Here is a 26,504-nt window from a genome sequence, read left to right as displayed (position 1 = left end):
AAGGACAAAACAGCAAGCGGCAGTACCCCGTCCCGCCCCGCACACGCTTCGTCGACGGCGGCGGACAAGGCGGGAACCATTTACGGTGAAACGAATTGGGGCGCGCCCGGCCTGCGGTGCGCGCCCCACATCGATTCGCGGCCATGCCCCCTTTCAGGGGCACGCAGGCCTGAAGCCCCGCTTACTCGGCAGCCTTCTTCGCCGGCGCCTTCTTGGCGGCTGGCTTGCGGGCAGGTGCCTTTTTCGCGGCGGGCTTGGCTTCCGCATCGCCGTCCTTGGCGGCGGCGGCCTTGGTCGCGGCAGCCTTCCTGGCGGGCGCCTTCGCCGCAGCCGGCTTGGAAGCCGCAGCCGCCGTCTTGGCGGGAGCCTTCTTCGCGGGCGCCTTCTTGGCGGCGGGCTTGGCCTCTTCCGCCGGCGCGTCTTCGGTCTTGTCGGCCGCCTTCTTGGCCGGGGTCTTCTTGGCGGCCGGCTTCTTCTCGGCAGGCTTTTCCTCGGTCTCTTCGGCCTCGATCGCGGCCTGAAGCTCTTCGCGCGTCACTTCGCGCTCGGTCACTTCGGCCTTGTCGAACAGGAAGTCGACAACCTTGTCCTCGTAAAGTGGCGCGCGCAGCTGGGCAGCGGCAAGCGGCTCGGACTGGACGTATTCGACAAAGCGCTGGCGATCTTCCTCGCGGTATTGCTGCGCCGCCTGGCGGATCAGCATTTCCATTTCCTGCGCGGAAACCTCGACACCGTTGGCCTGGCCGATTTCGGAGAGCAGCAGGCCCAGGCGCACGCGGCGCTCGGCAATCTGGCGATACTCTTCCTTGTCGCCTTCCATTTCCTTCAGCGCGGCCTCGGTATCTTCCTCCTGCTGCGCTTCCTGTTCCAGCTGCTGCCAGATCTGCTGGAATTCGGCTTCCACCATCGACGGCGGAACCGCGAAATCGTGGCCGGCGGCAAGCTGGTCGAGCAGCGCGCGCTTCATCTGCGTGCGGGTGAGCCCGGCCGTCTCCTGTTCAAGCTGGCCGCGCATCAGGTCTTTCAGCTGGTCGAGCCCTTCCAGGCCCAGCCCCTTCGCGAAATCATCGTCGATGACCATTTCGCCGGGGTTCTTCACCGCCTTCACGGTAACGTCGAAGGTGGCTTCCTTGCCGGCAAGGTTGGGCGCCGGGTAATCTTCGGGGAAGGTCACGGTAATGGTCTTCTCGTCGCCTTCCTTGGCGCCGACAAGCTGTTCCTCGAAGCCGGGGATGAAGCGGCCCGATCCGATCTCCAGCGGCTGGTCTTCCGCAGAGCCGCCTTCGAACGTCTCGTCGCCAAGCTTGCCGACGAAATCGATGATCAGCTGATCGCCGTCCTTCGCCTTGGCGCCTTTCTTGGCGTCGGTGAACTTCTTCTGGCCTTCGGCGATGCGCCCCACGGCTTCCATCACCTCGTCGTCGCTGACGGGCACGGTCAGCTTTTCGAGCTTCAGGCCGTCAAGCGTGGGCGCCTCGACTTCGGGCAGCACTTCAAGCGCCACGGCGAGTTCGGCGTCCTTGCCTTCCTCATAGCCTTCGCCCAGCGAGATGTCCGGCTGGGTGGCCGGGCGCAGCTGGTTATCGGCGACGAGCTTGTCCATCGCTTCACGGATCGTGGCGTTCAGCGCGTCCTGGTGGAGCGCCGCGCCGTGCATCTTCTTCACGAGGTTGGCGGGCACCTTGCCGGGACGGAAACCGGGCATGCGCACCTGCGGGGCGATCTTCTTCACCTCGCTTTCGATGCGGCCCGCAATCTCCTTGGCGGGAATGGTGACGGTATAGGCGCGCTTCAGGCCCTCGTTGGTGGTCTCGACGATCTGCATCTGGTATCAACTTTCTCGTACGATTCTTTACATCCTGGGGGCTGGGCCGAGGCGGCGGCTGGTGCGGGCGAAGGGACTCGAACCCCCACATCTTGCGATACTGGAACCTAAATCCAGCGCGTCTACCAGTTCCGCCACGCCCGCGATCCGGCGAAAAGCAGGCGGTGCCCCTATCGCAGCGCCTCGAAAAGGGCAAGCAACTTGGCTATGATACCTTTACCGTGCCGGACCCGGTCCCGCGCCGGGACATTCAATTGCGACCTTTTCACGGAGTTGCCAACAATGGCCACCACACCCGGCGCACCGCGGCCCGACCGCATAAACCCGCAGTCACCGCCCGAAGCGCCGCCCAGCCCGACGCCCGCCGAAACCCCTGGCGGCCTACCCGACGAGATCACCCCGCCCTCGCCCGATATCGACGAGCCGGATACCGGGCCTGCGGAAATCCCCGGCGAATAACGCGCGGCGGCCCTGGCGAGACCGATTCTCTAACTCGCCAGCTTCGCCAGCAGCATTGCCAGCCAGCCGCGATCGCCGGCATCGTCACCCCCGCCGCGGGGTGCCGGGCCGATCGCCGCGCATTCCAGGCAATAGGCCTGCGCCCCCGCGCCCGACATCAGGAAGCCCAGGTCATGGCGCAAGCGCGCGCCCAGCTGGACCTGCCGCCTTGCCGATAGCGAGACGAGATCGCTTGCCGCGGTCTCGTCGCTTCCGGTGCTGCCCATCATCTGTTCGAGCAGCGACTGCACGGTATTTTCGCCGCTGCCGAGATAGACCGCGTGCCACTTCCCGTCGCGAACCCCGGCTGCCTGCGCCGCGAAGGCCAGCGCGTCGTGCATGTTGCCGAAGCGATCCACCAGGCCGATCTGGCGCGCGGTTCCGCCGTCCCACACGCGCCCCTGGCCGATCTTGTCGACCTCGCCGGCCGTCTTGTGCCGCGCCTTGGCCACAAGGCCGATGAAGCGGGAATAGATCTCGTCTATCTGGCCCTGGATGATCGCTTCGGTCTGCGGGTTCAGTCCGCCGAAGATATCGGGCTGGCCCGAAAGCGGTGTCGTGCGAACGCCGTCGGCATGGACGCCGATCTGCGGCAAGGCGTTCTCGAACGTGGGGACAACCCCGAACACGCCGATCGACCCGGTGATCGTGGAAGGTTCGGCAAACACCGTCTTCGCCGCCGTCGTCACCCAATATCCGCCGCTGGCCGCAAGGCTGCCCATCGAAACGACCACCGGCACGCCCTTGTTGCGCATCCGCGCGATGGCCGCGCGAATCTTTTCGGACGCCATCACCGATCCGCCCGGCGAATCGACCCGCACCACCAGCGCGGAATAATCGCCGCTGGCGTTCGCATCGTCGATCAGTTGCGCGATGCGGTCCCCTCCGGCGGTTCCCGGCCCGGCATCGCCATCCACGATCTCGCCCGCCACGGTGACAACCGCGATGGCCTTGCCCGCCCTGGACGGCGGGTTGTTGGCGAGATAGGTATCGAGCGAGGTCGAGCGGAATTCGCCAAGGCCGCTTCCCGGCTCATGCCCGGCGATTTTCGCCACGCGCTCGCCAAAGGCCACGCGGTCGCCGATGCGGTCGACAAGGCCGGATTTGAGCGCCGCCTGCGCCGCGTTGCCGCCAGAGGCTTCCACCCACTGCACCGGCTGCTTCACCGGCGTTTCGAGATCCGCCTTGGGCCGCGCCTTGCGATAATCGTCCTGCCAGTTCTGCCACAGCGCGCCATAGACCGCGTTCAGCTCTTCCTTCGCGGCGGGCGAGGCATCGTTGCGCATATAGGGTTCGACCGCGCTCTTGTACGTGCCCACGCGAAACACGTGCGCGTTGACCTTCAGCTTGTCGATCAGCCCCTTGTAATAAAGCTGAGTGCCGCCCGGCCCGGACAGCGAAACCCCGCCCATGGGATCGACCCAGGCTTCGCTGGCGTGGGCGGCCAGCAGGGCCGAACCGTCGCCATAGAGCGTGGCATAGACCAGCACCGGCTTTTTCGCGGCACGAACCTTGTCCAGCGCGGCGCCGATATCCTCTATCGCCACCTGCCGCGCGCCGCCGAACTTGTCGAGATCGATCACCACCGCCTTGATCCGGCTGTCGGTGGCGGCATCGGAAATCGCACGCACAAGGTCGCGCGTCGCGAATTCGTGCGGCACCTGTCCCCGGCTGGTAATCAGCGAGAGCGGATCGATTTCCGCCTTTTCTTCCACCACCGGCCCGTCGATCGGCAGGTAAAGCGCGCCGTCGCGCACCGTCCCGGCGCTGGGCCGCATGGTGAGGACCGCGTAAAGCCCCCAGAAGAACAGCAACATGAACAGAAGGACGAGCCCGTCCTTTATGGCGACGAGCGTCTTCCAGACGAAGCGGGCGAATTTCATGGCGCCAGACTTAGTGGCGCATGTCCACAAGTTCCAGCCGAAACGGCTTGAGAACGGTGCAAGCGCGGACTAGGGACTTTTCTTCGATGCCGCCATCGACCACCCCCGCCGCCGACCGCTATCCCAAAGGCGGCCTTGCGTTCCCGCACCGCGACCTGACGGGCATTGCCCAGCTTGCCCGGCACGAGATCCTGTTCCTGCTGGACGAAGCGGAACAGTGGGTGGAACTGAACCGCCATTCGCAGAAGCGCGTCGATATCCTTTCGGGGATGACGATCATCAACGCGTTCTTCGAAAACTCCACCCGCACGCTGCTTTCGTTCGAGATCGCGGGCAAGCGGCTGGGCGCCGATGTCGTCAACATGCACGCCGCGCAATCGAGCGTGAAGAAGGGCGAAACGCTGATCGACACGGCGATGACGCTGAACGCCATGCGCGCGGACGGGATCGTGATCCGCCATGCCAGTTCGGGCGCTGTGCGGCTGATTGCCGACAAGGTCGATTGCCCCGTGCTCAACGCGGGCGACGGAAGCCACGAGCACCCGACGCAGGCGCTGCTCGATTCGCTGACCATCCGCCACGCGCTGGGGCTGGAACCGGGCAGCGACCTCAACGGGCTGAAAGTCACCATCTGCGGCGATATCCTGCACAGCCGCGTCGCCCGGTCGAACATCCTGTGCCTTACCGCGCTGGGCGCAGAGGTGCGCCTGTGCGCGCCGCCCGCGCTGATGCCCGCCGAAGTGGAAGCGATGGGCGTAGAGGTGTTCCACGATTTCGACGCCGCGCTGGATGGCGCGAACGTGGTGATGATGCTGCGCCTCCAGATGGAACGGATGAGCGGGCAGTTCATCCCCTCCCCGCGCGAATACCGCTATCTCTACGGACTGACGCTGGACCGGCTGGCGAAGGCCGAAGGCGATGCGCTGATAATGCATCCCGGGCCGATGAACCGCGGCGTGGAGATTGACAGCCAGGTGGCCGACCTGCCCGAACGCAGCCTGATCACGCAGCAGGTGGAGCGCGGCGTGGCGATCCGCATGGCCTGCCTCGACGTGTTGACCCGCCGATCGCGCCAGGTGCCGGGATGGGCGGAGCCGGAAGGACACTGGGCATGAGCATCGCCGCCCCCCTGTGCGTGACCGGCGGCAAGCTGGTGCTGGAAAGCGGAGAGCCGCAGGCGGGCGCGCTGCGCTGCGAAGGCGGCGTCATCGTCGCGCTGGGCCGCGACATTGCGCCGCAGGCCGGCGATACCGTGATCGACGCGAAAGGCGCGCTGGTGGCGCCGGGTCTTGTCGACCTGGGCGTTTTCGAAGTGGACAGGCCCGCGTTCCATTTCGGCGGCATCACGCGCGCCGCGCTGATGCCCGACCAGTCACCCCCGCTGGACCATCCGGCGCGCGTTCGCTTTGCCACGCAGTGGGGCAAGCCGGACATGTGGGTTCACCCGCTTGCCGCCGCCACGCGCGGGCTGGAAGGCGCGGAACTGGCGGAAATCGCGCTGATGCGCGAAGCGGGCGCGCGCGCCGTCGCCACCGGGCGGCACTGGATCGGCGATTCGGGCGTGATGCTGCGGCTGATGAGCTATTGCGCGATGCTGGGCCTCGTCGTGGTCAGCCACGCGGAAGACGCGGGAATAACCGGCAGCGCGGTCGCCACCGCGGGGGACATGGCAACGCGGCTGGGCCTGCCCAGCGCGCCTGCCGAGGCCGAGGCGCTGGCCGTCGCGCGCGACATCGCGCTGGCCGAACTGTCGGGCGCGCGGCTCCATATCCGGCAAGTGACGACGGCGCGCGCGCTCGACCTTGTGCGCGCGGCGAAGGACAAGGGGCTGCCCGTCACCGCCGGGGTCACGCCCGCACACTTCATGCTTTCGGACCTCGAGCTGGCCGATTTCCGCACCTTCGCCCGACTTTCGCCGCCGCTGCGCTGCGATGCGGATCGCAAGGCGGTGATCGCCGCCATCGCGGACGGCACGATTGACGTGATCGCCAGCGGGCACGATCCGCGCGGGCCGGAAGACAAGCGCCTGCCCTTTGCGGATGCCGAAGCGGGAATGGCGGGCGCGGAAACGCTGCTGCCGCTGACGATGAACCTTGTGCGCGACGGGGTGATCGGCATGGATCACGCCTTCCGCCTGCTGGCGGCCAATCCCGCACGGTTGCTGGGCGTGAACGCGGGGCGGCTGGCCACCGGTGCCGAAGCGGATATCGCCATCGTCGAACCCGACCGGCCATGGGTGGTCGATTCGCGCAAGATGGAAGCCAGCGCGGGCAACACCCCGTTCGACCGGCGCCCGGTGCAGGGGCACATCGCCGCGCTGTTCAAGGGCGGCAAGCAGATCGCCTGATTCGCGCCCGCCGCTGCTCGGCTTTGTGCTAGGCGGGATGGAGCAATCGAGGGAGTGACACACGCCATGCGCATCTATCCAATCGCCGCAAGCCTTGCGCTGGCAGCGGCGCTGGCGGCCTGCGGGCCACGGCAATCGGCCGATACCGACGGGGACACCCCTGCCAGCGGCACCCCTGCGGCAGCCCCGACAAGGGCGCTGATCCCGGCAATCGCGGCCCCGAAGGCAAGCGGCACGGCGGGCGATACGGACGGGGCGGAAACGCCCGCCAAAATCCCGGAAAAACGCCTGGCATTCGCGACGGGCAAGCAGAGCGCGACAATCGAGGGGTCGATAAAGGGCCGCGAATCCGTGGACTACCTGCTTGCCGTAAAGGCCGGACAGGCGATGAACGTCTCCATCGCGTCGGGAAATCCGGGTGTCCGCTTCAGGCTGATGGAACCCGGCGAATCGCAAACGGCGACATTCGACGGCGCCGATGACGGCAACCAGTTCGAAGGCGTAGCCGGGCAGAGCGGCGACTATCGCATCCGCGTTTACCTGATGCACGACGCGGCGCAGCGCGAAGACCGCGCCGTCTATCGGCTGGAAGCAATCGTCAACTGATTCGCGAGACGCGGACCACCGGCAACCTTCAGTTGCGCGCCATCCGCGTTTCGGCGTGGGCGCGGCCCGGGTTCACCTTGTCGGTATCGAGCCGCACGAAACAGGCGCCGCCGTGCGACTTGACGGTGCTGCACAGCGAGCTGGCCGAACCATAACCATTCAGCCCGGCCACCATCACGCGCCAGAAATCGTGACCGTTGACGACGACGTGCGTCGTCACGCGCTGATAACGCTTCAGCGCCGGATTGCGGCGGGTGAAGTGCGTCCACGCGCGGTCCGCGCCTTCGGCAGAGGAAAACGCGCCAAGCTGCACCAGGTGCGTGCCGTCGGCCATCGCCAGATGCGTGGCCGGGGTGGCCGAAGCGGCGGCGCGATGCGCGGAAACGTGCTGCACGACCGGCCTTGAAACGAACCGTTCGGGCGCCGATTCGCCGGCGCTCGCGGTTTCGGACTGCGGCATGTCGATCTGCGCCAGCGCGGCGGGAGCGGTCGGCTCCGCGCCGGCACCGGCATCCGGTGTCGACGAATCCGCAACGGCAACGGCCGGCTGCGGCGCAGTATTCTGGCCGAATGCGACGGCCGGCAGTTCCTTCTTCGCCGCCGCGGCAAGCGCGGGCGCGGCCTGTCGGCCTGCGGCCTCGTCGGCCAGTTGCTGGGTCGACGGGAAATTGGCGAGCGCAAGCGCCTGCGGTTCGCCGCTGTCTGCCACCACGGGCACTTTCAGCAGCATGGCGACGCGCTTGTTCACGTCTTCCGGCTTGCCGTTCAGCGCCCATTCGGTGATGCGTCCGTCGATCTCGTTCGCGGGCACGTCTTGCGCGGCCATGATGCGGGCCTGCGCCCACTGGCCGTCCAGCGCATAGGCATAGGCAAGGTTCTGGCGCACCTTGGTGGTGTTCTCACCGCTGCGCAGCAGGTTGGCCAGAACCGCCACGCCCTGCTTCGGCTGGCCGGCAAGCGCCACGGCCAGTCCATAGTCGCTGGCGGGAATCGAATCGCGATAGGCGGCAAGCGTGTCCATCGCATGGCGGCCATTGCCCTGCGCGATGTCGGCCAGCGCAAGGCTGAGCGCGGTGCGGCCCTTGTCGTCGCCCAGCTGCATCGCCTCGTCATAGGCCTGGCGTGCCGACGCGAAGCGGCCGGCGCGCAGATAGGCGTCGCCCAGCGTGGTGCGATAGGCGGCATTGCGCGGATCGGCCTGCACCGCCTGCTCTGCAAGGTTCACCGCCTTGTCGGCGTCGCCCTTTTGCAGCGCGGACTGCGCGCGATCGGCATATTTCGAAGGATGCCCGCCATTGGCGACGGTGCAACCGGTCAGGAGGCCGGCGGCCAGCGCGGTGGTGACGCCCGCCCTTACCAGCCTTGCCTCCATGCTGTGCTTCGCGGTGCTAGCCATGATCCCGTGTCCCTCCAGTAATCCGTTCAGTGCCGCCGCGCGCGGCGGGCAAGCTCGTCAAGCTCGGGCATCTCGTCCAGAAGCCGGTCGAGCGCTTCGGTGACGACCTGTTGCGCGCTGCGGTTCTGGAGCGCGCAGGCAAGCCGAAGGCGCAAGTGGCGCTCATGATCGACCCGCAAGGTGAAGGCGGCGCGGCGGCCACCCGAAAAATCGGCGTTGGGCCGGCGCTTGACCGGCGCTTCCATCGGCGTCAGCGCGATGCATGAAGACTGTTCGTGGTCCGGATCGCCGCCGCTGGTGGGATCGAAACCTTCCGCCCCCAGGCTTTCGGCAAGATCGTCTCGCTGGCGCAGCACTTCGGGAACCCCGGCCGAACCGTCGACCGCCAGATCCTCGTCTTCGTCGAAGCCGTGATCGTCCCAGCCCAGTTCGGACTGCGCGGCGGCAAGATCGTCGGTATCGTCGTGCTGGTTGGCGTTCGCCGCGCCTTCAGCCGACGAATCGACGGCGACGAATACCGGGCCTTCGCCCTGCGCGCCGGTCACCTGCCGGCGCATGGCCGGCCGTGCCGTGCCCTTGCGGGCCAGAAGCCCGGAGGACAGCGAAGCGACAGACTTGATTTCTTCCACGATGGGCATGGATCAGGACCCCGCAACCCGGCGGCCGAAGCCGCTTGCCTGGCGGGCAGCGCCCTGGTTCGCGACCATGGCGTTGGGCGCGGAGAACACCGTGCGGCGGAAGTTCTTTTCAAGCCGTTCGGAAATATAGTTCCAAAGCGCGGTCACTTCCTGCGAAGACCGGCCTTCCGGATCGATTTCCATCACCGTGCGGCCGTCGATCATCGACGCGGCGAAATCGGTGCGGTGGTGAAGCGTGATCGGCGCCACGGTGCCGTGCTGCGACAGGGCCACAGCCGCTTCCGACGTGATCCGCGCCTTGGGGGTGGCGGCGTTGACCACGAAGATAAGCGGCTTGCCCGCGCGCTCGCACAAGTCGACCGTCGCGCCGACGGCGCGCAGGTCGTGCGGGCTGGGCCGCGTGGGAACCACGATCAGTTCCGCCACGGCGACGACCGACTGGATCGCCATCGTGATCGCCGGCGGCGTATCGATGACCGCCAGCTTGAAGCCTTGCTGGCGCAGAACCTGCAGGTCCGACGCAAGCCGCGCGACCGTGGTCTGCGCAAACGCGGGATATTCCGCCTCGCGCTCGTTCCACCAGTCGGCGAGCGAGCCCTGCGGGTCGATGTCGATCAGAACGACCGGCCCCGCCCCGGCGCGCTGCGCCTGGACGGCGAGGTGTCCGGACAAGGTCGTCTTGCCGGATCCGCCTTTCTGCGATGCCAATGCCAGAACGCGCAAAGTATTCCCCCTTGTGGCTGTGCCATTCGAAGCGGGGATCGCAGAACAGACTAAATTTTCGGTTAACGCGCGTGACGGCTTCCGGACATTCGCGGCCGTTCCGGATGGTTTCGCGTGACTATTCGCGCGCCCATAAAGCCTTTGCTAACGCCATGTTGACTATGGCAGCTTCCGGTTTCCCGCACGCGGAGACGGGATCGTCGCGGCGGCAGGTTAACCAGGACCGGCAAGAACCGCTTGCGAAGCGAAGGGACAGACACAATGACGGCAACCGCGCGATCCATCGGCTTGCGATTGACGGCGCTTGCGCTTGCGGCCGCCGTCGCGGTGCCGGCTTCCGCTTCGATCAAGGACGGAGTCGATGACTGGACGCGCGGCGACTACAAGGGTGCCGTCGCGCAATGGCAAGGCCCGGCGGCCACGGGCGATGCCGATGCCCAGTTCAACCTTGCCCAGGCTTATAAACTGGGGCGCGGCGTTCCGCAGGACATGGACCGGGCCGAAGCGCTTTATCGCAAGGCCGCGCAGCAGGGGCATATGCGCGCGGCCGATTCCTATGGCCTGCTGCTGTTCGAACGGGGTCGGCGCGAACAGGCGATGCCCTGGATAAAGGCCGCCGCCAGCCGGGGCGAACCGCGCGCGCAATACGTGATGGGCATCGCGCACTTCAACGGCGACCTTGCAAGCAAGGACTGGGTGCGCGCCTATGCGCTGATGACGCGCGCGGCCGGGTCCGGCCTGCCGCAAGCAGTGAACAGCCTGCACCGGATGGACACGATCATCCCAATCGAACAGCGCCAGCAGGGCATCGCGCTGGCGGCCAGGCTTGACCAGCAGGCCCGCGAAGCGCGCGAGACGCAGCTCGCCGCCGCCGACCTGGGCACCGCGCGCCCCGCGCCGGTGGAGGACGCATCCGCTTCCGATGCCGCGCCCCTTCGCGCCACGCCGCCGCCAAGCCGCATCGCGAAAGTCGCGGTTCCGCCGTCGGCTGCCGGAACGGCGAACGGCGAAACGGCTCGCACCGCGCTGACGGCGGGTGCCGACTATGCCGATCCGGTTACACTGCCTTCGCGCGAATTTCGCACCGCGGACGCGATTCGCGTGCACAAGGGCGCCGCCCCGCCGCACGCGGCACCCGCGCACATGACAGAGCCGAAGGCCCAGCCGGCCCAGTCGGCCCAGCCAGCCCGACCCGCGAGCCGCCCCGACAGGGACGGTCCGTGGCGCATCCAGCTTGGCGCATTCGGCAACGCGGGCAATGCCGACGCGCTTTGGCGCGAGGTAAGCGGCCGTGCGGAAATGGCGGGCCTTTCACGGTTCGACGTTCCGGCAGGCAGGATCACGCGCCTTCAGGCGGGCGGCTTCGCCAGCGAGGCGGAAGCGGCGCGCGCCTGCGGCAGGTTGAAGGCGGCGGGTCTCGCCTGCCTTGCGATCAAGCGCTGATCCGGGCCAGCGCGTGTCCGCGCCCGAAGGCCGTTCCGGGCGCATTGCCGCGATAGACGGCCTCAGGGGGCTGGCCGTCCTCGGCATCCTTGCGATCAACGTCACCGGGTTCTGGGGACCGGCCATCGCCGCCTATTCGCCGCACCTTCCCGCACCCGATCCGCAGGCGCTGCCGTGGTTCGCCATCGCCTTCGTGGTGTTCGAAGGGAAAATGCGCGCGCTGTTTTCGCTGTTGTTCGGGGCCAGCATGGTGCTGTTCATGCAAGCGGCCGAACGGCGCGGCGCGGACGGCGATATCATGCAGGCGCGCCGCCTGCTGTGGCTGGCCGTCTTCGGATACCTGCACTTTCTGTTGCTGTGGTGGGGAGACATCCTGTTCCCCTATGCGGTGTGCGGCGCGCTGGCACTTCTGGCGCGGCGCCTGCCGGTCAGCGGCCTTGTGGCGGCGGCGCTGCTGATCATGGCCGGATCGTCCGCGCTGGACAGCGCGATGCAGGCGCCCGGCCTTGCGGACGAGATCGCGGTCATGCACGGCCACGGCACCGGCGAGGCGCTGAAGGCCGAGGCAGAGATGCAGGCCCGCTTCGATGAAAGCGCCGCGTCCGACCGGCGGATACTGAAGGCCGGCTTCGCGCAGGCGGTGACGCTGCGGATCGAAACCGATCCCTGGCTGCCGGTGCGCACCGCGCTGTTCACGCTTACCGAAACGCTGCCGCTGATGCTGCTGGGCATGGCGCTTTACCGCTCGGGCTTTTTCACCGGTGGGTGGAGCGCGCGCGCGCTGCGGATGGCGGCGGCAACCGGGATCGGCGCGGGCGGCGGGGCCACGCTGCTATGCTGGTGGTGGCTTTCCGCCAACGGATTCCCGCCGCGCGGCATGTTCGCGGCAATAGACGACTGGCTGACCCTTCCGCACCTGGCGATGGCGCTGGGTTATGCCAGCGCGTTCCTGCTTTCGTGGCCCTGGCTGGCGGCGCGCGCGGCCGGGAGGGCACTCGGTGCGGCGGGGCGGTGCGCCTTCAGCAATTACATCGGCACAAGCGCACTGATGGGCGCGATATTTTCCGGCTGGGGGCTGGGCCTTGGCGAAAGCCTGCCGCGCGTGTGGCTTCCCGCTTTCGTCCTGCTGGGCTGGGCGGCGATGCTCGCCTGGCCGCAATGGTGGCTCGCCCGCTTCGGCCAGGGGCCGCTGGAAGGCCTGTGGCGGCGACTGACATGGTGGGGCGCCGCGCGATGACGGGGATACCGGCAGCAATCGCCGCGCACCGAACGGCGGTTTTGCTCGACACGTCCCGGCCGGACCGGCAAAACTGCGATCGCAAGCCATGAATGACGTTATCATCCACTACCGGGCGCCTCTTGCAATCGCACTGGCGGTGATCGCCGCGCTCGCGGTTGCATTTATCGCGCGCAGGGTCCGGTCGCGCGGGCGGCACGGGCCGGAGCCGGCAGAAGCGCTGGTGGGCAGGCGCGCCGCGATAACATCCGGCACCGCGCGGCGCGGCGCCCCCGCCGGCGCGGCGGTGACGGACCGGTTCGGCCACATGCACGACGTAATGGTGGAACCGCACGTCGACGAAGAAAACCTGGAGGAAGGCGACGCGGTCCTTCTGGTCCATTTCGACGGCGCCCTGTTCTATGCGATGGGCGAAAGCCCGCTCGTTCGCGACTAGAGCGCATTTCGGGCGCGCGCGCGTCGAGACACGATCGCTCAGGGCGTTCCGCTGGCCGCGGCAACGGGGATGGGCGTCAGCACCAGCACCCCGTCTTCCACCCGCCACGATTTCAGCCGGCCCAGGAAGTTCATTCCCAGCACGTTCAGCCCGCCCGTTCCGCCGGTGACGATCGCATCCAGCCCGTGCGCCTCTACCGATCCGGCATGCAGTTCCTCTATCCGCGCCAGCCGCGCCCTTACCGATCCGCCGGCGGTGCGCACCGTCACCGGCAGACGCAACGGGTCCGGCCCCACCCCGGCGTCCGCCGCCGCCTGTTCGGAAAGCACCGTCAAGGTTGCACCGGTATCGACCATGAAACGCTGCGCGGTGCCGTTTACCGATCCTTCCAGCCAGTAATGCCCGTCCGGCGACAGCGGCACGCGCGTTTCGTCTCCCACCACCTCTTGCGACTTGAAGCCGAGCGAGGGCAGCACCCCGTCGAATGCGGGGTCGAGGTGGATGAAACGCAGCGCGGTCACCGCCAGCACGGCCACGAGCGCAAGGTTGCCGACAAGCCGCAGGAACCCGCCGGACCACGGCAGGCGGCGCGACAGGGCCGAGCCCAGCAGAGCAACCAGCACGGCCGCGACAGCCACCAGGAACAGCGGTGGCACCTGTGCGGCAAGCCGCGCGGCCCCGGCAAGAATGGCGTGGACTCGATCCATCGAAGAGACGATGTAACAGCGCGAATCTTTCGCCTCGCTGAGCGGGAACGCGCCATGCGTTCACCGGTTGGGGCGGAAAGGGCCGCGCCCTATCCCTTCACACGCAAAACCGCAGGACACGTCGACCGTCATGACGCTCTCGATCGAGACAAGCCTTGTCTATCATTTCGACCAGCCGACCGATTTCATGCTGCAGATCGAAGCCGCGATCCTTCCCGAACAGCGGCTGATCTCCGCCCGGATCGAGTGCACGCCGGGCGAACATTTCGCGCGCGTGCCCGCGCAGGAACATATCGGCGACCGCATCTGGCTGCGCCACGATGGAGAGTTCCGCGTCGATTATGCCGCGAAGCTGACGATCGGCCGCAAGGTTGAGGATATCGCCTCGCTCGGCGCGGTGGAGCCGCACAAGCTGCCGGGCGAAGCGGTCGATTTCATGCTCGATTCGCGCTATTGCGACGGCACCGGCTTCCAGCCCTTCGTGGAGGAGCAGTTCGGGCATCTTTCCGGTGGCGGGCGGATCGCGGCGATGCGCGACTGGATCGTGGAGCATTTCCACTATGTGCCGGGCAGCAGCGACATGCACACCACCGCCACGGACAGCTTCATGGCGCGGCGCGGGGTGTGCCGCGACTATGCGCACGTGCTGGTGGCATTCGCCCGCGCATCCGCCATTCCGGCCCGCTATGTCAGCGGATACGGCCCCGACGTTTCGCCGCAGGATTTCCACGCGGTGGCGGAAGTATTCCTGGCCGATCCTTCGGGTATCGGGGGCACGTGGCAGATCGTGGACCCCACCGGCATGGTCGATCCGCATGAATTCGCCAAGATCGCGGTCGGGCGCGACGCGGCCGATGCCGGGTTCATGACAAGCTATGGCTATGCGGCGATGACCGGAAAGGACATTACGGTGCGCCGCGGCTAACCGATGCGTTAACTTTTGCTAACAGCGCCGTCCCGGCGCGGGACGCAGGCGGCCAACCCCTCGATTTCCCTGATTTATGCGTTATTCTGGGCGGCGAAGGAGTTAGTCGCATGGCCGCCGGAAACCCGTTTGGAATCCTCAACAAACGCTTCGTTCGCGTGCCGCTGGGCTTCGTGGCGATGAGCGCGGCCTCGCTGCTGGCATTCCATGTCGGCCATGACGCGGCGCAGGGCCTGTTCGGCAGCAAGGCCGAAGCAGCGACGGGTGTAAAGGCGCCCGCCAAACCGGGCAGTGCGCCCGCGAAGCTGGCCGCCGCGGCGACCGCACCACAGACGCAGCCCGCGTCTAAACAGGACGATCCCTTCGTCGTAAAGTCGATCCTGGACATCAAGGGGCCGATCAAGTTCGGCGAATGGTACTGGAACGAAAGCGACGCGACGCCCGGCCCGCTGGTCGTCACCGTGGACCTGCAGGCGCGCACCATGTCCGTATTCCGCGACGGGCACGAGATCGGCGCGACCGCGATCCTGAAAGGCTATGGCGACAAGCCGACCCCCACCGGCGTGTTCCCGATCACCCAGAAGGACGCCGATCACATATCGAACATCTATGACGTGCCGATGCCGTGGATGCTGCGCCTTACCAACGATGGCATCACGATCCACGGCAGCAAGGTGGAAGCCGGCTATGCCACCAACGGCTGCATCGGCGTGCCCAACCCCTTTGCAAAACGGCTGTTCAAGGAAGCGAAGATCGGCACCAAGGTGATCGTAACCGACGGCAAGCGCATCGGCGTGGGCGACCCGATCCTGGTCCAGCAGGACGAAACAGGGGCGTAGTTTTCCGCCGGCTGGGCAGGCCTGACGCCCGATTCGGGCCGTTTGACCGGCGGGCGGCATGGCCGTCCGGCCAAGCCTTGCGGCACCGGCCCACTCCCCCACCCGGCCACCCACGGCATTATCCTGATCGGGTGGCCGGGTGGGGGAGTGGGCCGGTGCGGTTCCGCCAGACCGGCGGTTGGTCCGGGTATCAGGCCTGCATGACTGGCGGCAAAATTGCGCCGTCAGGCCTGCCCAGCCGGCGGAAAATTACGCCAGTCCCTTGCCCGTATCCAGACGCGACGCGTCGCCTATCGAACTGCCGCCGTCCACGTCCAGGATCGCGCCGGTGACATAGTTGCCCGCTGCGCTGGACAGATAGACCGCCGCTTCCGCGATCTCGAACACCGTGCCCCAGCGCTTCATCGCGATGCGGGCATAGTGCGCGTCGCGCGTCTTTGGATCGGGTGCCAGCCGGGCCATGCCTTCGGTATCGCCGATGGGGCCGGGCGAAATGCCGTTCACCCGCACGTCCGGCCCCCATTCCAGCGCCAGCGTGCGCACCAGCTGGTTGATCCCTGCCTTGGCCGCGCAGGCATGGGCCTGCATCGCCATCGCCTGTTCCGCCTGCCCCGCGGTAATCGCGATCAGCGATGCGCCGGGAAGGTTCAGCAGATCATGGCAGCCACGGAACACGTTGAACGTGCCCAGCAGATCGATGTCCACCACTGCCTTGAAGGCATTGGCGCTCATTCCCAGGACGGGCGCAAGGAAATTGCCGGCCGCGCCAGAAACCACGATGTCGAACCCGCCCAGCCGGTCGCGCGCTTCTTCCATTGCCGCACGGATCGCCGCATAGTCGCGCACATCGGCGGTCAGCGCGATGGCCGCATCGCCGATCGATTCCGCCGCGGCCTGCGCCTTTTCCGGATTGCGCCCCAGCACCGCGACTTTCGCGCCCAGTTCGGCATAGCGTCTGGCGATGCCAAGGTTGATGCCGCTGGTGCCGCCGGCGATGAAAGCGGTCTTGCCTTCGAAAAGATCGTCGCGGAACGGGGACTGGGTCATTGCTCTCTCCCTTGATTTAACCGAACGATTAAACCGCGCGAACCAGAGAGGCAAGCCGCTTCACAGGATATCGTATCCGTCGCCCAGCGCGGCACGCAGCCTGTCCAGCGCCTGCGCCTTCAACTGGTGGACGCGCGGCACCGACACGTCCAGCACCTGCGCGATTTCCGCAAGGTTCAGTTCCTCCACGAAATAGAGCGAGATCACCAGTCGCAGCCGTTCCGGAAGCCCGGCGACGGCGCCCGCCACCGCGCCGCGCGTCTCGCTGTCCGAAAGCAGGGCAAAGCTGTCCGGCCGGTCATCGGCATAGGCCATGTCGTGATCGGTATAGGCCTGGTCCATCGTTTCGAGGCGCACCGGCTCGCTCGCCGCGCGCATCGCCGCAAGGTCCGCTTCGGAAAGCCCCATCGCGGCGGCCAGTTCGTGCGGCTCGGGCGCGCGGCCGAGTTTTGCCGACAGCGCGCTTTCCGCCTCGCGCAGCGTCCGGCGGCGTTCGGCAGCGGGGCGCGAAAGCGGGCTGGCGCGGCGCAACATATCGACCATCGCGCCGCGAACGCGCAACTTGGCATAGGCGGCAAAACCGTCTTCCGTCGGCGCGTCGTGCTTCTGCGCGGCCTCGGTAAGCGCCACAAGCCCCGCCTGCACCAGATCCTCAAGCTCGATGCCCGCGCGGCCCGAGCCGTGGACGTGCCAGGCAAGGCGGCGGACCATCGGCAGGAAGCGCCGGACCCGGTCTGCCACATCGCCGCGATAGGCACCCGCGATGCCGCGCGGGCCAAGCGGGGAAGCGGGACGGGTGAAGCTGCGATGATCGTGTTTCATGCGGCAATGCTCTCCTGAGCCTGGGTGGTGGGTTCCGCCTGCTGCGCGCCGATGACCTCGATCACTTCCACCGGCTGCGCGGCGGGCAGTTCGGCAATGGAAAGGACAAGGCACTGCGGCGCGCGCAGGCGGAGAAGCGAAGTCAGCGGCCGTCGCGCGCGCGGCTGGACGATCAGGGCAACCGGCGGCGCGGCCGCACCGCGCTCCGCAACGATCGCCGTCACCCGTTCGCCGATGGAGCGGGCAAGGCCGGGTTCGATCACCGGATCGCCGCTGGTGGGATCCTGCAATCCCTGCACGATCGCGCCTTCCAGCGCGGCATCCAGCGTCAGCACCGGCAAGCGATCGTCCGGCCCGCAGATGCGCCCGACGATCAGCCCGCCAAGGTCTGCACGAACCAGGTCGATCAGCCGGTCGTGCTCGGTGGTGACCTGCACCGCATCGGCCAGCGCGGACAGGATCGGGATCGGATGCGAAAGCGGGATCGCGTCTTCCAGCAAGGCGCGCAGCAAGCGGGTCAGCGCGCCCAGCGAAAGCGGCTGCGGGTGGATTGTTTCGACCAGTCCGGGCGCGCGCTCTTTCACGGTATCCAGGATCGCGCGCACTTCGTCCGGCCCGATCAGGTCTTGCGGACGTTCGGACAGCAGGTGGTTCAGGTGCGTGGCGATGACGGTTCCGGCATCGACGGTCAGGAACCCTTCGGCGATGGCGCGGTCGCGCTCCGCCGGTTCGATCCACAGCGCGGGGCAGCCGAAGCTGGGATCGACCGTCTCTTCGCCCTGAAGGCCGTGGTTCTCTCGCGCCTCTCCGGCGTCGATCGCCAGCATCTTGTCCGCGCGCACCGATGCCCCGCCCACCGGAACGCCGCCCACGACGATGCGATAGTCGTTGGGCGGCAGTTCCAGCGCATCGCGCACACGGAACTGCGGCACCACGAAGCCAAAGGCCTGGCTCAACTGCTTGCGCACGCCCGTGATCCGCGCAACCAGCGGCGAACCGCGCTTTTCGTCCACAAGGTGGACAAGGCCATAGCCCAGCTCGACAGTCACGAGCGTGCGATCCGAAACGTCTTCAAGATGGATCGCTGCCGGATCGGCGGGCGGTTCCGCCTGCTCCACCGGCGCGGGCCGGCGCGCGCGCTTGCGCAGTTGCCACCACAGCGTTCCGGCCATTGCCGCGGCGGGCAGGAACACGGTTTGCGGCATCGCGGGAATCACTCCGATCGCGGCCAGGATCACCGCCACCGGCAGCCACGTGGCCGGATTGGCGAACTGGCCGCCGATCTGTCCGGCCAGGTCGCGGCTGTCGGCAACGCGCGTGACGATCACCGCCGCCGCGATGGACAGCAGCAGCGAGGGCACTTGCGCAACCAGTGCATCGCCCACGGCAAGCGTTATGTATTTCTGCGCGGCGTCCCCGGCGGAAAGGCCGTGGCTGACCATGCCCAGTACGAACCCGGCAACGATGTTCACGCCCAGGATCAGCAGCGCCGCAACCGCATCGCCCTTCACGAACTTGCTGGCACCATCCATTGAGCCATAGAAATCCGCCTCTGTCGCCACTTCGCGGCGGCGGGCCTTCGCTTCGTCCGCGCTCAGCAGTCCGGCGGCAAGATCGGCATCTATCGCCATCTGCTTGCCGGGAAGGGCATCGAGCGTGAAGCGTGCCGAAACTTCGGACACGCGGCCCGCGCCCTTGGTCACCACGACAAGGTTGATGATCATCAGGATCGCGAAGACGAACAGCCCGACCGCGAAGTTGCCGCCGATCAGGAATTCGCCGAAGCTTTCGATCACGTGCCCGGCGGCCGCGCCGCCTTTGTGGCCGTTGACCAGCACCACGCGCGTCGAGGCGACGTTGAGCGCAAGCCGCAGCAGGGTCGCGAACAGCAGCACGCTGGGGAAGGACGAGAAATCATGCGGCTTTTCCGCATTCATCGCCGCCATCAGGATCGCGACCGAAAGCGCAATGTTGAGCACGAAGAACACGTCCAGCATCACAGCGGGCAGCGGCACCACCATCAGCAGGATCAGCGTGAGGATGCCGGCGGGCAGCGCCATCGCGCCCGCACCCGGGAAACGAGCCAGCATCGCGCGTCAGAGCCCCAGCGCCGCAAGCCGCGCATAGGCTGCGGAAACGTGGGCCGGCAGCGCGCCACCGCCATCGCCGCCGAACGCGGATCGCACCGTTTCGGCCATCGACGGTCGCGCCGGTGCTTCCGGCATCCGGGCGGCCAGCGCATCGAATTCACGCGAAACCGGGCCGCCATCCGCGACCGGCGGCGCAGTGTCAGCCGCGACCCGGCCCGGCGGGGCAGCATCCGCAACCCCGCCCGCCGCCGCCAGCTTGCCGCGCAACAGATCCATCACCCCGGCCAGCGAGCGCGGCGCACCGGCGCGATCGTAGAACACAGCGCGATTGGCTGCGGCGGCCCTGGGCAACAGCGCCGCCGCACTTTGCGCGGGATCGGCGTCCATCGCGGAAAGGAACGACTTCGCGCCGTCCAGCCCCAGGAAATGCGCCAGATAAAGCTCTGCATGATCGGGTGCGCGGCCCAGCGCAGCGGTCAGCCCGGCCCGGTTGTCGTTGGCGAATTCGCCCGCCATCATCGCCGATGCATCGGGATCGAGCCGCAGCGCCATCACCTGCGCGCGCGTTGCCGGATCGCGGATCGCGCCGTTTTCTATCGCCGCGTCGGCCCAGCCCAGCCCGTGCTGGGCGCCGTGCGCGTCTATCATTTTCAGCCATGTGGCGGATGTGAACTGGTAAAGGCCCGTCGCGCTGGAAGTGCGCGCGCGCGCCGATGGATCGAGGTGCGATTCAAGGCGCGCCTGCGCCAGCATGTAATCGAAATCGTTGCCGGTCCGTGCCGAAGCCCGCGCGATAGAGGCGCGGACCTGCGGCGAACCGGCAGCGACCGGCGGGCTGGCGATCTGTCCTGGCGGAACGGTAGGCAAAGCGAACTCCCCTTGTTCGGAACCGGATCGGTCCACGGCCGGATGGCCGCACAGGGAAGTTCAGCAAGGGGCGTGCCAGTTCGGTCTTCTTGCCGGATGCTGGAACAGACGCGGGGCTTTTCGTCCGGCGCGTCAACCGGCGTGCGTCACCGACGACGGCGTCAGCGCAATTGCGCCACGCCCGGCGCGCGGTGCGCGCGATAAAGCGGCGCATTGCCGGTCAGCGCGTCCAGCCGCGCGGCGACATTCGCGGCAATCAGGTTGCGCACCTGGCGGTTGGCCTCGTTCAGGCGGCGCGCGGCGTCGACCATGCCGCGGCATTCCTCGTCGACCGCTACCAGCGCAGCGCCTTCCAGCGAAGTGCAAAGCGCGCGTTTTTGATTCGTCGCGCAGGCGATCGCTTCAAGGTCCAGGCCGGCAAGCGCCTGCCGTTCCGCCTGCAAGACGGCAAGCATCTGCCGCAGCATATCGGTCAGGGGAGCGGACTCCTGCGGGGTATCGGCACGGTTCATCATCTGGTCCTCAACAGTATGCCCGCGGCGATCATCGCATCGGCGATGCGGGCGGGAATAACGGGATAGCGGCCCTGCTCTACCGCGTTGCGGATTTCGGCCACGCGGTCGCTGTCGACCGGGGCGCGGCCGGGGTCGAGCGCGTCGCCCGCCTCCATCGCGGTGGACGGTGCGCGCGCGGGCGATCCGGGCGCGGCCTTGGCGGCCGATGCGCGCAAGGGCGCGGCTTCCTGGCCGTTGCGCGACGGGACCGCGCCGACCGGGCGCAAGGGGCCGATTTCGATTGGAGGCATTGGTCCGCTCCTTGAGCTGTTACAGGCCAAAGGACGGCGGACCCTTGCCGGATTTAAGGGCAGCGCGGCGAAGGATTGCCGGATCAGTCCGCGGGGATCTCCACCAGCCCCGGACGCGCGACGCGGGCGCGGACCGGTTGCTTGCGGACGCCGGGTCGCACGCGAATCCACGCGCCGACCGCCCCCGATTCCAGCGCTTCGCCCGGCTGCGAGACGGTGAAACCCGCGCCGCTGACGCGCACCGTAACCGCATCGCCGCGTTGTATCGCCGGGGCGGCCGGTGTCCTGCGTCCGGCGGCATTTCCTTCCGCAACGGGCACGAAAAGACGCCAGCCGCCGGGATCGGGGCATTGGACAACCACCGTTTCGCGCCGGGTTCCCCGCCACGAAAGCGCCAGCGGACGTTTGCACGGCATCAGCCGCAAACGGCGATCCACCGGCACCGTCCCGCCACCGGCAAACGTGGCGACCTGCGCGTCTATGGCGGAAAGATCGGCATAACCGCCCGGTGCGGCGTGCGCCGGACCGGCGGCCAGCAGCGCGGCCGCGGCAAGCGGCAGGACATGCGGGTTCATCGTTTCTGCTCCCGGTTGGATTGGATCTGGCCGCTGCGCTGCAAGCCGCGTGCCAGCGGCTGCGCATCGTAAGCCAGCACCGCTTCCGCACCCGGCCCGTCGCCCGGTTCCACCAGTATCCGCATGGTCGAAGCGCGCGAACCGGCTGCCTGCGCAAGCGCGCGGGCGCGTTCCAGCGCGGCGCGCGGCCCGTCCGCGCCATAGCGGACCGTCAGCGTCGCCCGCGTGCGCGGATCGGCGTCCGCCAGCCATCGGCCGAACGGCGGGCTGCCTTTCCCTTCGCGCCACACGGCAACGGCCTCGCCGCGCAGGGTGGCGCCGTCCCCTCCGGGTCGTGCCCGCGCCAGTGCAGACCCCGTGACCATGAACAGGATCAGCGCCAGATCGGCCAGCACCGTCTGCCACCCGCTTCCGGCGCGGGCGATCATGCCGCAATGTCCCGGCTGTCGTCCCGCCGCTGCGGATCGCCCTTGCCGCCTTCGCGGCACATCGGGCCGACCTGGTAGGCCAGCCAGTCTATCACCGTCTGGCGTTCGGCTTCTTCGGCCTGGGCATGCCGGTCCACGATCCGCGCAAGCGGCGCAAGCACCAGGTTGGCAAGCAGCAGGCCATAAAGCGTCGTCAGCACCGCCATGGAGATCGCGCCCGCGAATGCCCCCTGTTCCAGCCCTCCGGCGGGCAAGCGGCTGAGCGAAACCAGCGTCCCGGCAAGGCCGAACACCGGCGCCAGTTCCGCCGATTGCGCAAGGGTCGCCACGGCAGCGCGCGCGCAGGCCTGGCGGCGCGCCTTGTGCGCTTCGTGCCGGTCCAGCAGCGCCGCGATGGAGCGGCGTTCAAGCAGCGCATCGGTCGCTTCGTCCAGTTCGCTGTCCCCCGAATGCGCGGGGTCCGCGCGCAGCAATCCGTCCTGCCGGATTTCCCGCACTTGCGCGGCAAGGTCCGCCCTTGCGCGCGTGGCGCTGAACCGGCGGTGCCGCAGGCAGGCGAGCGCTCGTCCCGTAGCCGCCAGATCGGTGAAACCCGCGCGCAGGACCGTGGCCAACGCCGATCCGCCGACGACGATCGCGGCGGACGCGGGATCGAACAATAGCGCGTCGGTCATGGGGGAATCCTCTTCTCCTTCAATCGGGAAGAACGGCGGCGCGCGGACCTTTTCAGCGGGCGGCGGACATTTGCCGCAATCCGGCAGGCGCTTGCCGGAAGCAGGGGCGCAATGCTGCCGGAAGCGCCCGAATCCGCGATCTGGCACGGCGCTTGCTGAAACCGGGACGAACGCTCGCAAGACGTGGAGCGGACACTCTGGACGGGAAGGGAGCCAGACGATGAGCGACAGCCTTTTCGGCATTCACGGCGCCGCGCTCGAACTGCGCTCGCAGCGCATGGGACTGCTGGCATCGAACATCGCCAATGCCGCGACACCCGGATACAAGGCGCGCGACATGGACTTTGCCGCCGCGCTGAAATCCGCCTCCGGCGGCGCGGACGTGGACCGGGCGGCGCAGGCGGCCACGCTCTATCGCGTGCCGGTGATGCCCGGCCTTGACGGCAACACCGTGGAAATGGCGACCGAGCAGACCGCCTTCGCCGAAAACGCCGTCGGCTATTCCGCCACGCTTTCGTTCATCCGTGGGCGCGTGGATACGATCACCCGCGCGCTGAAGGGCGAATGACGATGGCGGGGATGGACCTTTTCGGCCTCGCGGGACGCGCCATGTCGGCCCAGCTGGTGCGCATGAATGCGGCGTCTTCCAACCTTGCCAACGCCGGCACGGTTTCGGGCAGCGAGGCACAGGCATACCGCCCGATCCGCCCGGTTTTCGCCGAAGACCTGGACACCGCCAGCGGGCTCGCCTCGGTCAGGGTGACGGGCGTTTACCGCACCGATAACGCGCCAGTTCGCCAGCACGATCCCGCCAATCCGGTCGCCGATGCGAACGGCGACGTGTGGGCCGCCCCGGTCGATGAAAACGCCGAGATGATCGAGATGATGGATGCCAGCCGCCAGTACCGCAACATGGTCGAGGCGCTGTCCACCGCCAAGCAACTGATGCTCGAAACGATGAGGATGAAGTGATGACCGTAAGCCCCACCGGCAGCGCGGCGCAAACCGCCGCGACTGCGCCTTCCGCCAGCCAGCAGACCAGCGGATTTTCCACGCTGGGCAGCGCGGATTTCCTGAAGCTGATGACCGCCCAGATGAAGATGCAGGACCCGTTCAACCCCGTCGACAACAAGGAGATGCTGGCCCAGATGGCGCAGTTTTCCTCACTTTCGGCCACCACAGACAACGGCGCCACGCTGGACCGGATCGCGGCCAAGCTCGACGTGCTGATCGCGCAGAACCAGACCCCCGATCAATCCACCGGCCAAACGGCACAGAGCGCGGCCTGAACCGCACACAAGGAGACACAGATGTCCTTCTACACCTCGATCACCGGCCTCAAGGCATCGCAGACCTCGCTCGACGTCATATCGCACAACCTGGCGAATGCGGAGACCACCGGCTTCAAGAAAAGCGGCACCCAGTTCGCCGATGTCATCACCGGCAGTTCGTATGACAATCCCAGGATGACGACGGGCATCGGCGTGACCGTGGAAGCGATCCGGCAGAACTTTACGCTCGGCCCGATCGAGCAGACCGGCTCCGCGCTGGACATGGCGATTACCGGCAACGGGTTCTTCACCACCCGGTCTGAGCAGACCGGCAACACGCTTTACACCCGGAACGGATCTTTCAACGTCGATGGCGGCGGATTCATCAGCGACGGGTCGGGCAACCGCCTGCAGGTCTTTCCGGTCGATGCGACGGGCGCCGTCACGTCCACCGCCACGCTGGCCGACGCGCACATTCCCGCGACCAACGCGGCCGGTGCCGCCTTCGCGGGCGCGACGGTGGATACGCAGGGCGAAGTCACCGCGACATATGCCGATGGCACCAACACCGTGATCGGCGTCGTCTCGCTGGCGGACTTCGTTTCGCCCACGGGCCTGAAGCAGGTCGGCTCTTCCAACTGGGAGGCGACCGGCCTTTCGGGCACGGCGAGCTATGGCCAGCCCGGTGCCGACCAGTACGGCGGGCTTCTGTCGGGCGCGCTTGAGCGGTCGAACGTCGACACCACCGAGGAACTGGTGGGGCTGATCACCGCGCAGCGCAATTTCCAGGCCAACGCGAAGGCGATCGATACCGCCACGCAGATCGGCCAGACGATCATCAACCTGCGCACCTGACGCGGAGGCTGAACGATGGATCGCCTGATCTACACCGCCTGGTCGGGAATGCGCAGTTCGATGACGCAGCAGCGGGTGATCGCCAGCAACATGGCGAACGCGCGGACCACCGGCTTCCGCGCGGAGACGCTGGCGACCACGCCGATGACGCTGAAAGGCCCCGGCCTGGAAAGCCGCGCGATGACCGAAAGCGACGTGCATGGCGCTTCGCTGGCGCAAGGCTCGCTGGTGCAGACCGGCAACCCGCTGGACATCGCGATGACAGGCGACACGATGATGGCGGTCCAGGCCGCCGACGGATCGGAAGCCTATACCCGGCGCGGCGATCTTTCGGTCACCGCATCGGGGCTGCTGGTCAACGGCGAAGGGCTGCCGGTCATCGGCGACGCCGGGCCGATCACCGTGCCGGTGGGATCGACGACAAGCATCGGACCGGACGGGCAGGTGCTGGCCGCCGATCCGGACACACCCGGCGCGCAACCCCGGCCGGTCGCGCGCATAAGGCTGGCCAGCACCACCGGCAGTCGCATCGCCAAGGGGCTGGACGGCCTGTTCCGCGTCCGGGGCGGCGGCGTCCTTCCCGCCGACCCGACCGCGCGGATCGAGACCGGCACGCTTGAGCAATCGAACGTCAAGCCTACCGACGTGCTTGTCCGGATGATCGCGGCGCAGCGGCTTTTCGAAATGCGAACCAAGTGCATCGCCACCGCCCGCGACGTGGACGAGGCGGGCACCGACCTGATGAAACTTGCCTGAGGGAGCAACCGAAAATGCCCACTTCCGCCCTTCACGTCGCCCGCACCGGGCTTGAAGCCCAGGACACGCGGATGCGCGTTATCGCCAACAACCTTGCCAACGTGGGGACGACCGGTTTCAAGAAAGACCGCGCATCGTTCCAGACGCTGGCCTATCAGGACGCGCGCGTGGCGGGCCAGCAATCGAGCGGCGAAACCGCCTATGCCATCGGCCTGAACCTGGGCACGGGCGTGGCGGTGCAAGGCACCCAGCGCATCGATACGCAGGGATCGTTGCAGACCACGGGCAATTCGCTTGACCTTGCGCTGGACGGAGACGGCTATTTCCAGGTCACGCTGCCCGGCGGAGAACTGGCCTATACCCGCGCGGGCAATTTCACGCGCTCTGCGGAAGGCCGGCTCGTCACCGCGCAGGGCTATCCCGTGGAACCCGCGATCACCATCCCGGAAAACGCCAGCGCGATCGCCATCGCGCCCGACGGCACGGTTTCGGCCACGGTGCCCGGCCAGTCGGAACCGGCGCAGCTGGGGCAGATCACCGTGGCGCGCTTTGCCAACCCCGGCGGATTGCAGGCGGCGGGCGACAACTTCCTGAAGGAAACCGCGGCCAGCGGCGCCGCGCAAGTCGGCATCGCCGGGCAGGACGGGCGCGGATCGATCAAGCAGGGCTTCCTTGAAGGATCGAACGTCAACGTGGTCGAGGAACTGGTCGACATGATCGAATGCCAGCGCGCCTACGAGATCAATTCCAAGATGATCAGCTCTGTCGACGAGATGCTGCGCAACGCCAACCAGACGCTGTGAGAGAGACG

30 protein-coding genes and 1 tRNA gene are annotated in these 26,504 nt (G+C 67.6%); 15 read left to right on the top strand and 16 right to left on the bottom strand.

What is annotated here, in order from left to right:
- Nucleotides 1-181 precede the first annotated feature (181 nt).
- A complete protein-coding gene (tig, locus tag RXV95_RS03860) occupies nt 182-1,825 on the bottom strand; it encodes a trigger factor (protein ID WP_338467701.1) in 1,644 nt (547 codons plus the stop codon).
- A gap of 59 nt (nt 1,826-1,884) precedes the next feature.
- Nucleotides 1,885-1,969: transfer RNA gene (locus RXV95_RS03855), tRNA-Leu, on the bottom strand.
- 138 nt (nt 1,970-2,107) lie between these two features.
- Between RXV95_RS03855 and RXV95_RS03850 the strand changes: the two genes are divergently transcribed.
- Entirely contained in the window at nt 2,108-2,284 is a 177-nt protein-coding gene (locus RXV95_RS03850) for a hypothetical protein (protein ID WP_338467700.1), read from the top strand.
- 29 nt (nt 2,285-2,313) lie between these two features.
- On the opposite strand, the gene sppA is transcribed toward RXV95_RS03850, so the two are convergent.
- Nucleotides 2,314-4,206, bottom strand: a complete 1,893-nt coding sequence (sppA, locus tag RXV95_RS03845) for a signal peptide peptidase SppA (RefSeq protein ID WP_338467699.1) — start codon at nt 4,204-4,206, stop codon at nt 2,314-2,316.
- Nucleotides 4,207-4,292: 86 nt separating this feature from the next.
- Between sppA and RXV95_RS03840 the strand changes: the two genes are divergently transcribed.
- The 3 genes from RXV95_RS03840 to RXV95_RS03830 all read left to right on the top strand — a co-directional run bounded on the left by RXV95_RS03840 (nt 4,293) and on the right by RXV95_RS03830 (nt 7,159).
- Complete coding sequence (locus tag RXV95_RS03840; RefSeq protein ID WP_338467698.1) at nt 4,293-5,321, top strand: aspartate carbamoyltransferase catalytic subunit; 1,029 nt, start codon at nt 4,293-4,295, stop codon at nt 5,319-5,321.
- Entirely contained in the window at nt 5,318-6,553 is a 1,236-nt protein-coding gene (locus tag RXV95_RS03835) for a dihydroorotase (protein ID WP_338467697.1), read from the top strand. The genes RXV95_RS03840 and RXV95_RS03835 overlap by 4 nt, the downstream gene beginning before the upstream one ends.
- Before the next feature lie 66 nt (nt 6,554-6,619).
- On the top strand, nt 6,620-7,159 hold the full coding sequence (locus tag RXV95_RS03830; RefSeq protein WP_338467696.1) for a hypothetical protein: 540 nt from the start codon (nt 6,620-6,622) through the stop codon (nt 7,157-7,159).
- 28 nt (nt 7,160-7,187) lie between these two features.
- Here the strand turns inward: RXV95_RS03830 and RXV95_RS03825 are convergent, their stop codons facing one another.
- The 3 genes from RXV95_RS03825 to RXV95_RS03815 are packed head-to-tail and all read right to left on the bottom strand — an operon-like array spanning nt 7,188 to nt 9,916.
- Nucleotides 7,188-8,555, bottom strand: coding sequence for a tetratricopeptide repeat protein (locus tag RXV95_RS03825; RefSeq protein WP_338467695.1), 1,368 nt, complete (start codon nt 8,553-8,555; stop codon nt 7,188-7,190).
- Nucleotides 8,556-8,581: 26 nt separating this feature from the next.
- The gene (locus tag RXV95_RS03820) at nt 8,582-9,193 is read right to left on the bottom strand and encodes a hypothetical protein (RefSeq protein WP_338467694.1); all 612 of its coding nucleotides are present in this window, start codon (nt 9,191-9,193) and stop codon (nt 8,582-8,584) included.
- A 3-nt stretch (nt 9,194-9,196) separates the two neighbouring features.
- Entirely contained in the window at nt 9,197-9,916 is a 720-nt protein-coding gene (locus RXV95_RS03815; protein WP_338467693.1) for a ParA family protein, read from the bottom strand.
- Nucleotides 9,917-10,177: 261 nt separating this feature from the next.
- Between RXV95_RS03815 and RXV95_RS03810 the strand changes: the two genes are divergently transcribed.
- The 3 genes from RXV95_RS03810 to RXV95_RS03800 all read left to right on the top strand — a co-directional run bounded on the left by RXV95_RS03810 (nt 10,178) and on the right by RXV95_RS03800 (nt 13,032).
- A complete protein-coding gene (locus tag RXV95_RS03810; protein ID WP_338467692.1) occupies nt 10,178-11,359 on the top strand; it encodes an SPOR domain-containing protein in 1,182 nt (393 codons plus the stop codon).
- On the top strand, nt 11,343-12,596 hold the full coding sequence (locus RXV95_RS03805; RefSeq protein WP_338467691.1) for a DUF418 domain-containing protein: 1,254 nt from the start codon (nt 11,343-11,345) through the stop codon (nt 12,594-12,596). Before RXV95_RS03810 ends, RXV95_RS03805 begins: the two co-directional genes overlap by 17 nt.
- A gap of 88 nt (nt 12,597-12,684) precedes the next feature.
- Entirely contained in the window at nt 12,685-13,032 is a 348-nt protein-coding gene (locus RXV95_RS03800; protein WP_338467690.1) for an OB-fold-containig protein, read from the top strand.
- A gap of 38 nt (nt 13,033-13,070) precedes the next feature.
- Here RXV95_RS03800 and RXV95_RS03795 read toward each other — a convergent pair whose 3' ends face one another.
- Complete coding sequence (locus RXV95_RS03795) at nt 13,071-13,739, bottom strand: TIGR02281 family clan AA aspartic protease (protein WP_338467689.1); 669 nt, start codon at nt 13,737-13,739, stop codon at nt 13,071-13,073.
- A 130-nt stretch (nt 13,740-13,869) separates the two neighbouring features.
- Here RXV95_RS03795 and RXV95_RS03790 point away from each other — a divergent pair, with 130 nt between their 5' ends.
- Complete coding sequence (locus RXV95_RS03790; RefSeq protein ID WP_338467688.1) at nt 13,870-14,664, top strand: transglutaminase family protein; 795 nt, start codon at nt 13,870-13,872, stop codon at nt 14,662-14,664.
- A gap of 110 nt (nt 14,665-14,774) precedes the next feature.
- Nucleotides 14,775-15,503: a L,D-transpeptidase family protein gene (locus RXV95_RS03785; protein ID WP_338467687.1), complete on the top strand. Its 729-nt coding sequence runs from the start codon at nt 14,775-14,777 to the stop codon at nt 15,501-15,503.
- A 249-nt stretch (nt 15,504-15,752) separates the two neighbouring features.
- Here the strand turns inward: RXV95_RS03785 and RXV95_RS03780 are convergent, their stop codons facing one another.
- From RXV95_RS03780 to RXV95_RS03740, 9 genes are all read right to left on the bottom strand, one after another.
- A complete protein-coding gene (locus RXV95_RS03780) occupies nt 15,753-16,550 on the bottom strand; it encodes an SDR family oxidoreductase (protein ID WP_338467686.1) in 798 nt (265 codons plus the stop codon).
- Between the two features lie 60 nt (nt 16,551-16,610).
- Nucleotides 16,611-17,372 (bottom strand): sigma-70 family RNA polymerase sigma factor, encoded by a 762-nt coding sequence (locus tag RXV95_RS03775; protein ID WP_338467685.1) that lies wholly within the window; start codon nt 17,370-17,372, stop codon nt 16,611-16,613.
- On the bottom strand, nt 17,369-19,462 hold the full coding sequence (locus RXV95_RS03770; protein WP_338467684.1) for a flagellar biosynthesis protein FlhA: 2,094 nt from the start codon (nt 19,460-19,462) through the stop codon (nt 17,369-17,371). The genes RXV95_RS03775 and RXV95_RS03770 overlap by 4 nt, the downstream gene beginning before the upstream one ends.
- Before the next feature lie 6 nt (nt 19,463-19,468).
- Nucleotides 19,469-20,329 carry a lytic transglycosylase domain-containing protein gene (locus RXV95_RS03765; RefSeq protein ID WP_338467683.1) on the bottom strand — a complete coding sequence of 287 codons (861 nt, stop codon included), beginning with the start codon at nt 20,327-20,329 and terminating at the stop codon, nt 19,469-19,471.
- A 161-nt stretch (nt 20,330-20,490) separates the two neighbouring features.
- A complete protein-coding gene (locus RXV95_RS03760; RefSeq protein WP_338467682.1) occupies nt 20,491-20,841 on the bottom strand; it encodes a flagellar protein FlgN in 351 nt (116 codons plus the stop codon).
- Nucleotides 20,841-21,134 (bottom strand): flagellar biosynthesis anti-sigma factor FlgM, encoded by a 294-nt coding sequence (flgM, locus tag RXV95_RS03755; protein WP_338467681.1) that lies wholly within the window; start codon nt 21,132-21,134, stop codon nt 20,841-20,843. The genes RXV95_RS03760 and flgM overlap by 1 nt, the downstream gene beginning before the upstream one ends.
- An 83-nt stretch (nt 21,135-21,217) precedes the next feature.
- Nucleotides 21,218-21,709, bottom strand: a complete 492-nt coding sequence (locus RXV95_RS03750; protein ID WP_338467680.1) for a flagella basal body P-ring formation protein FlgA — start codon at nt 21,707-21,709, stop codon at nt 21,218-21,220.
- Entirely contained in the window at nt 21,706-22,137 is a 432-nt protein-coding gene (locus RXV95_RS03745; protein ID WP_338467679.1) for a hypothetical protein, read from the bottom strand. The genes RXV95_RS03750 and RXV95_RS03745 overlap by 4 nt, the downstream gene beginning before the upstream one ends.
- Complete coding sequence (locus tag RXV95_RS03740; RefSeq protein ID WP_338467678.1) at nt 22,134-22,811, bottom strand: MotA/TolQ/ExbB proton channel family protein; 678 nt, start codon at nt 22,809-22,811, stop codon at nt 22,134-22,136. The genes RXV95_RS03745 and RXV95_RS03740 overlap by 4 nt, the downstream gene beginning before the upstream one ends.
- Before the next feature lie 220 nt (nt 22,812-23,031).
- On the opposite strand from RXV95_RS03740, the gene flgB reads away from it, so the two are divergent.
- Genes flgB through flgG form a run of 6 tightly spaced genes read left to right on the top strand, consistent with a single transcriptional unit; the run spans nt 23,032 to nt 26,496 of the window.
- Nucleotides 23,032-23,379, top strand: a complete 348-nt coding sequence (flgB, locus tag RXV95_RS03735) for a flagellar basal body rod protein FlgB (protein WP_338467677.1) — start codon at nt 23,032-23,034, stop codon at nt 23,377-23,379.
- On the top strand, nt 23,376-23,783 hold the full coding sequence (flgC, locus tag RXV95_RS03730) for a flagellar basal body rod protein FlgC (protein ID WP_338467676.1): 408 nt from the start codon (nt 23,376-23,378) through the stop codon (nt 23,781-23,783). The genes flgB and flgC overlap by 4 nt, the downstream gene beginning before the upstream one ends.
- Nucleotides 23,783-24,100: a flagellar hook capping FlgD N-terminal domain-containing protein gene (locus RXV95_RS03725; RefSeq protein ID WP_338467675.1), complete on the top strand. Its 318-nt coding sequence runs from the start codon at nt 23,783-23,785 to the stop codon at nt 24,098-24,100. The genes flgC and RXV95_RS03725 overlap by 1 nt, the downstream gene beginning before the upstream one ends.
- 21 nt (nt 24,101-24,121) lie before the next feature.
- Nucleotides 24,122-24,937 carry a flagellar hook basal-body protein gene (locus RXV95_RS03720; protein ID WP_338467674.1) on the top strand — a complete coding sequence of 272 codons (816 nt, stop codon included), beginning with the start codon at nt 24,122-24,124 and terminating at the stop codon, nt 24,935-24,937.
- A gap of 15 nt (nt 24,938-24,952) precedes the next feature.
- Nucleotides 24,953-25,693 carry a flagellar basal body rod protein FlgF gene (gene flgF / locus RXV95_RS03715; RefSeq protein ID WP_338467673.1) on the top strand — a complete coding sequence of 247 codons (741 nt, stop codon included), beginning with the start codon at nt 24,953-24,955 and terminating at the stop codon, nt 25,691-25,693.
- Nucleotides 25,694-25,707: 14 nt separating this feature from the next.
- Nucleotides 25,708-26,496, top strand: coding sequence for a flagellar basal-body rod protein FlgG (flgG, locus tag RXV95_RS03710; protein WP_338467672.1), 789 nt, complete (start codon nt 25,708-25,710; stop codon nt 26,494-26,496).
- Nucleotides 26,497-26,504 lie beyond the last annotated feature (8 nt).

It is taken from the genome of Novosphingobium sp. ZN18A2 (assembly GCF_036784765.1).
Lineage (GTDB): Bacteria > Pseudomonadota > Alphaproteobacteria > Sphingomonadales > Sphingomonadaceae > Novosphingobium.
This window is presented reverse-complemented; position numbering and strand designations above follow the sequence as displayed.

Coding starts and splice junctions, on each gene's coding strand:
- RXV95_RS03810 (WP_338467692.1), top strand. CDS start 10,178: ATGACGGCAACCGCGCGATCCATCGGCTTGCGATTGACGGCGCTTGCG.
- tig (WP_338467701.1), bottom strand. CDS start 1,825: ATGCAGATCGTCGAGACCACCAACGAGGGCCTGAAGCGCGCCTATACC.
- flgF (WP_338467673.1), top strand. CDS start 24,953: ATGGATCGCCTGATCTACACCGCCTGGTCGGGAATGCGCAGTTCGATG.
- RXV95_RS03790 (WP_338467688.1), top strand. CDS start 13,870: ATGACGCTCTCGATCGAGACAAGCCTTGTCTATCATTTCGACCAGCCG.
- RXV95_RS03800 (WP_338467690.1), top strand. CDS start 12,685: ATGAATGACGTTATCATCCACTACCGGGCGCCTCTTGCAATCGCACTG.
- RXV95_RS03780 (WP_338467686.1), bottom strand. CDS start 16,550: ATGACCCAGTCCCCGTTCCGCGACGATCTTTTCGAAGGCAAGACCGCT.
- RXV95_RS03760 (WP_338467682.1), bottom strand. CDS start 20,841: ATGAACCGTGCCGATACCCCGCAGGAGTCCGCTCCCCTGACCGATATG.
- flgC (WP_338467676.1), top strand. CDS start 23,376: ATGACGATGGCGGGGATGGACCTTTTCGGCCTCGCGGGACGCGCCATG.
- flgG (WP_338467672.1), top strand. CDS start 25,708: ATGCCCACTTCCGCCCTTCACGTCGCCCGCACCGGGCTTGAAGCCCAG.
- RXV95_RS03775 (WP_338467685.1), bottom strand. CDS start 17,372: ATGAAACACGATCATCGCAGCTTCACCCGTCCCGCTTCCCCGCTTGGC.
- flgM (WP_338467681.1), bottom strand. CDS start 21,134: ATGCCTCCAATCGAAATCGGCCCCTTGCGCCCGGTCGGCGCGGTCCCG.
- RXV95_RS03850 (WP_338467700.1), top strand. CDS start 2,108: ATGGCCACCACACCCGGCGCACCGCGGCCCGACCGCATAAACCCGCAG.
- sppA (WP_338467699.1), bottom strand. CDS start 4,206: ATGAAATTCGCCCGCTTCGTCTGGAAGACGCTCGTCGCCATAAAGGAC.
- RXV95_RS03795 (WP_338467689.1), bottom strand. CDS start 13,739: ATGGATCGAGTCCACGCCATTCTTGCCGGGGCCGCGCGGCTTGCCGCA.
- RXV95_RS03820 (WP_338467694.1), bottom strand. CDS start 9,193: ATGCCCATCGTGGAAGAAATCAAGTCTGTCGCTTCGCTGTCCTCCGGG.
- RXV95_RS03725 (WP_338467675.1), top strand. CDS start 23,783: ATGACCGTAAGCCCCACCGGCAGCGCGGCGCAAACCGCCGCGACTGCG.
- RXV95_RS03770 (WP_338467684.1), bottom strand. CDS start 19,462: ATGCTGGCTCGTTTCCCGGGTGCGGGCGCGATGGCGCTGCCCGCCGGC.
- RXV95_RS03745 (WP_338467679.1), bottom strand. CDS start 22,137: ATGATCGCCCGCGCCGGAAGCGGGTGGCAGACGGTGCTGGCCGATCTG.
- RXV95_RS03840 (WP_338467698.1), top strand. CDS start 4,293: ATGCCGCCATCGACCACCCCCGCCGCCGACCGCTATCCCAAAGGCGGC.
- RXV95_RS03785 (WP_338467687.1), top strand. CDS start 14,775: ATGGCCGCCGGAAACCCGTTTGGAATCCTCAACAAACGCTTCGTTCGC.
- RXV95_RS03720 (WP_338467674.1), top strand. CDS start 24,122: ATGTCCTTCTACACCTCGATCACCGGCCTCAAGGCATCGCAGACCTCG.
- RXV95_RS03835 (WP_338467697.1), top strand. CDS start 5,318: ATGAGCATCGCCGCCCCCCTGTGCGTGACCGGCGGCAAGCTGGTGCTG.
- flgB (WP_338467677.1), top strand. CDS start 23,032: ATGAGCGACAGCCTTTTCGGCATTCACGGCGCCGCGCTCGAACTGCGC.
- RXV95_RS03740 (WP_338467678.1), bottom strand. CDS start 22,811: ATGACCGACGCGCTATTGTTCGATCCCGCGTCCGCCGCGATCGTCGTC.
- RXV95_RS03830 (WP_338467696.1), top strand. CDS start 6,620: ATGCGCATCTATCCAATCGCCGCAAGCCTTGCGCTGGCAGCGGCGCTG.
- RXV95_RS03750 (WP_338467680.1), bottom strand. CDS start 21,709: ATGAACCCGCATGTCCTGCCGCTTGCCGCGGCCGCGCTGCTGGCCGCC.
- RXV95_RS03825 (WP_338467695.1), bottom strand. CDS start 8,555: ATGGCTAGCACCGCGAAGCACAGCATGGAGGCAAGGCTGGTAAGGGCG.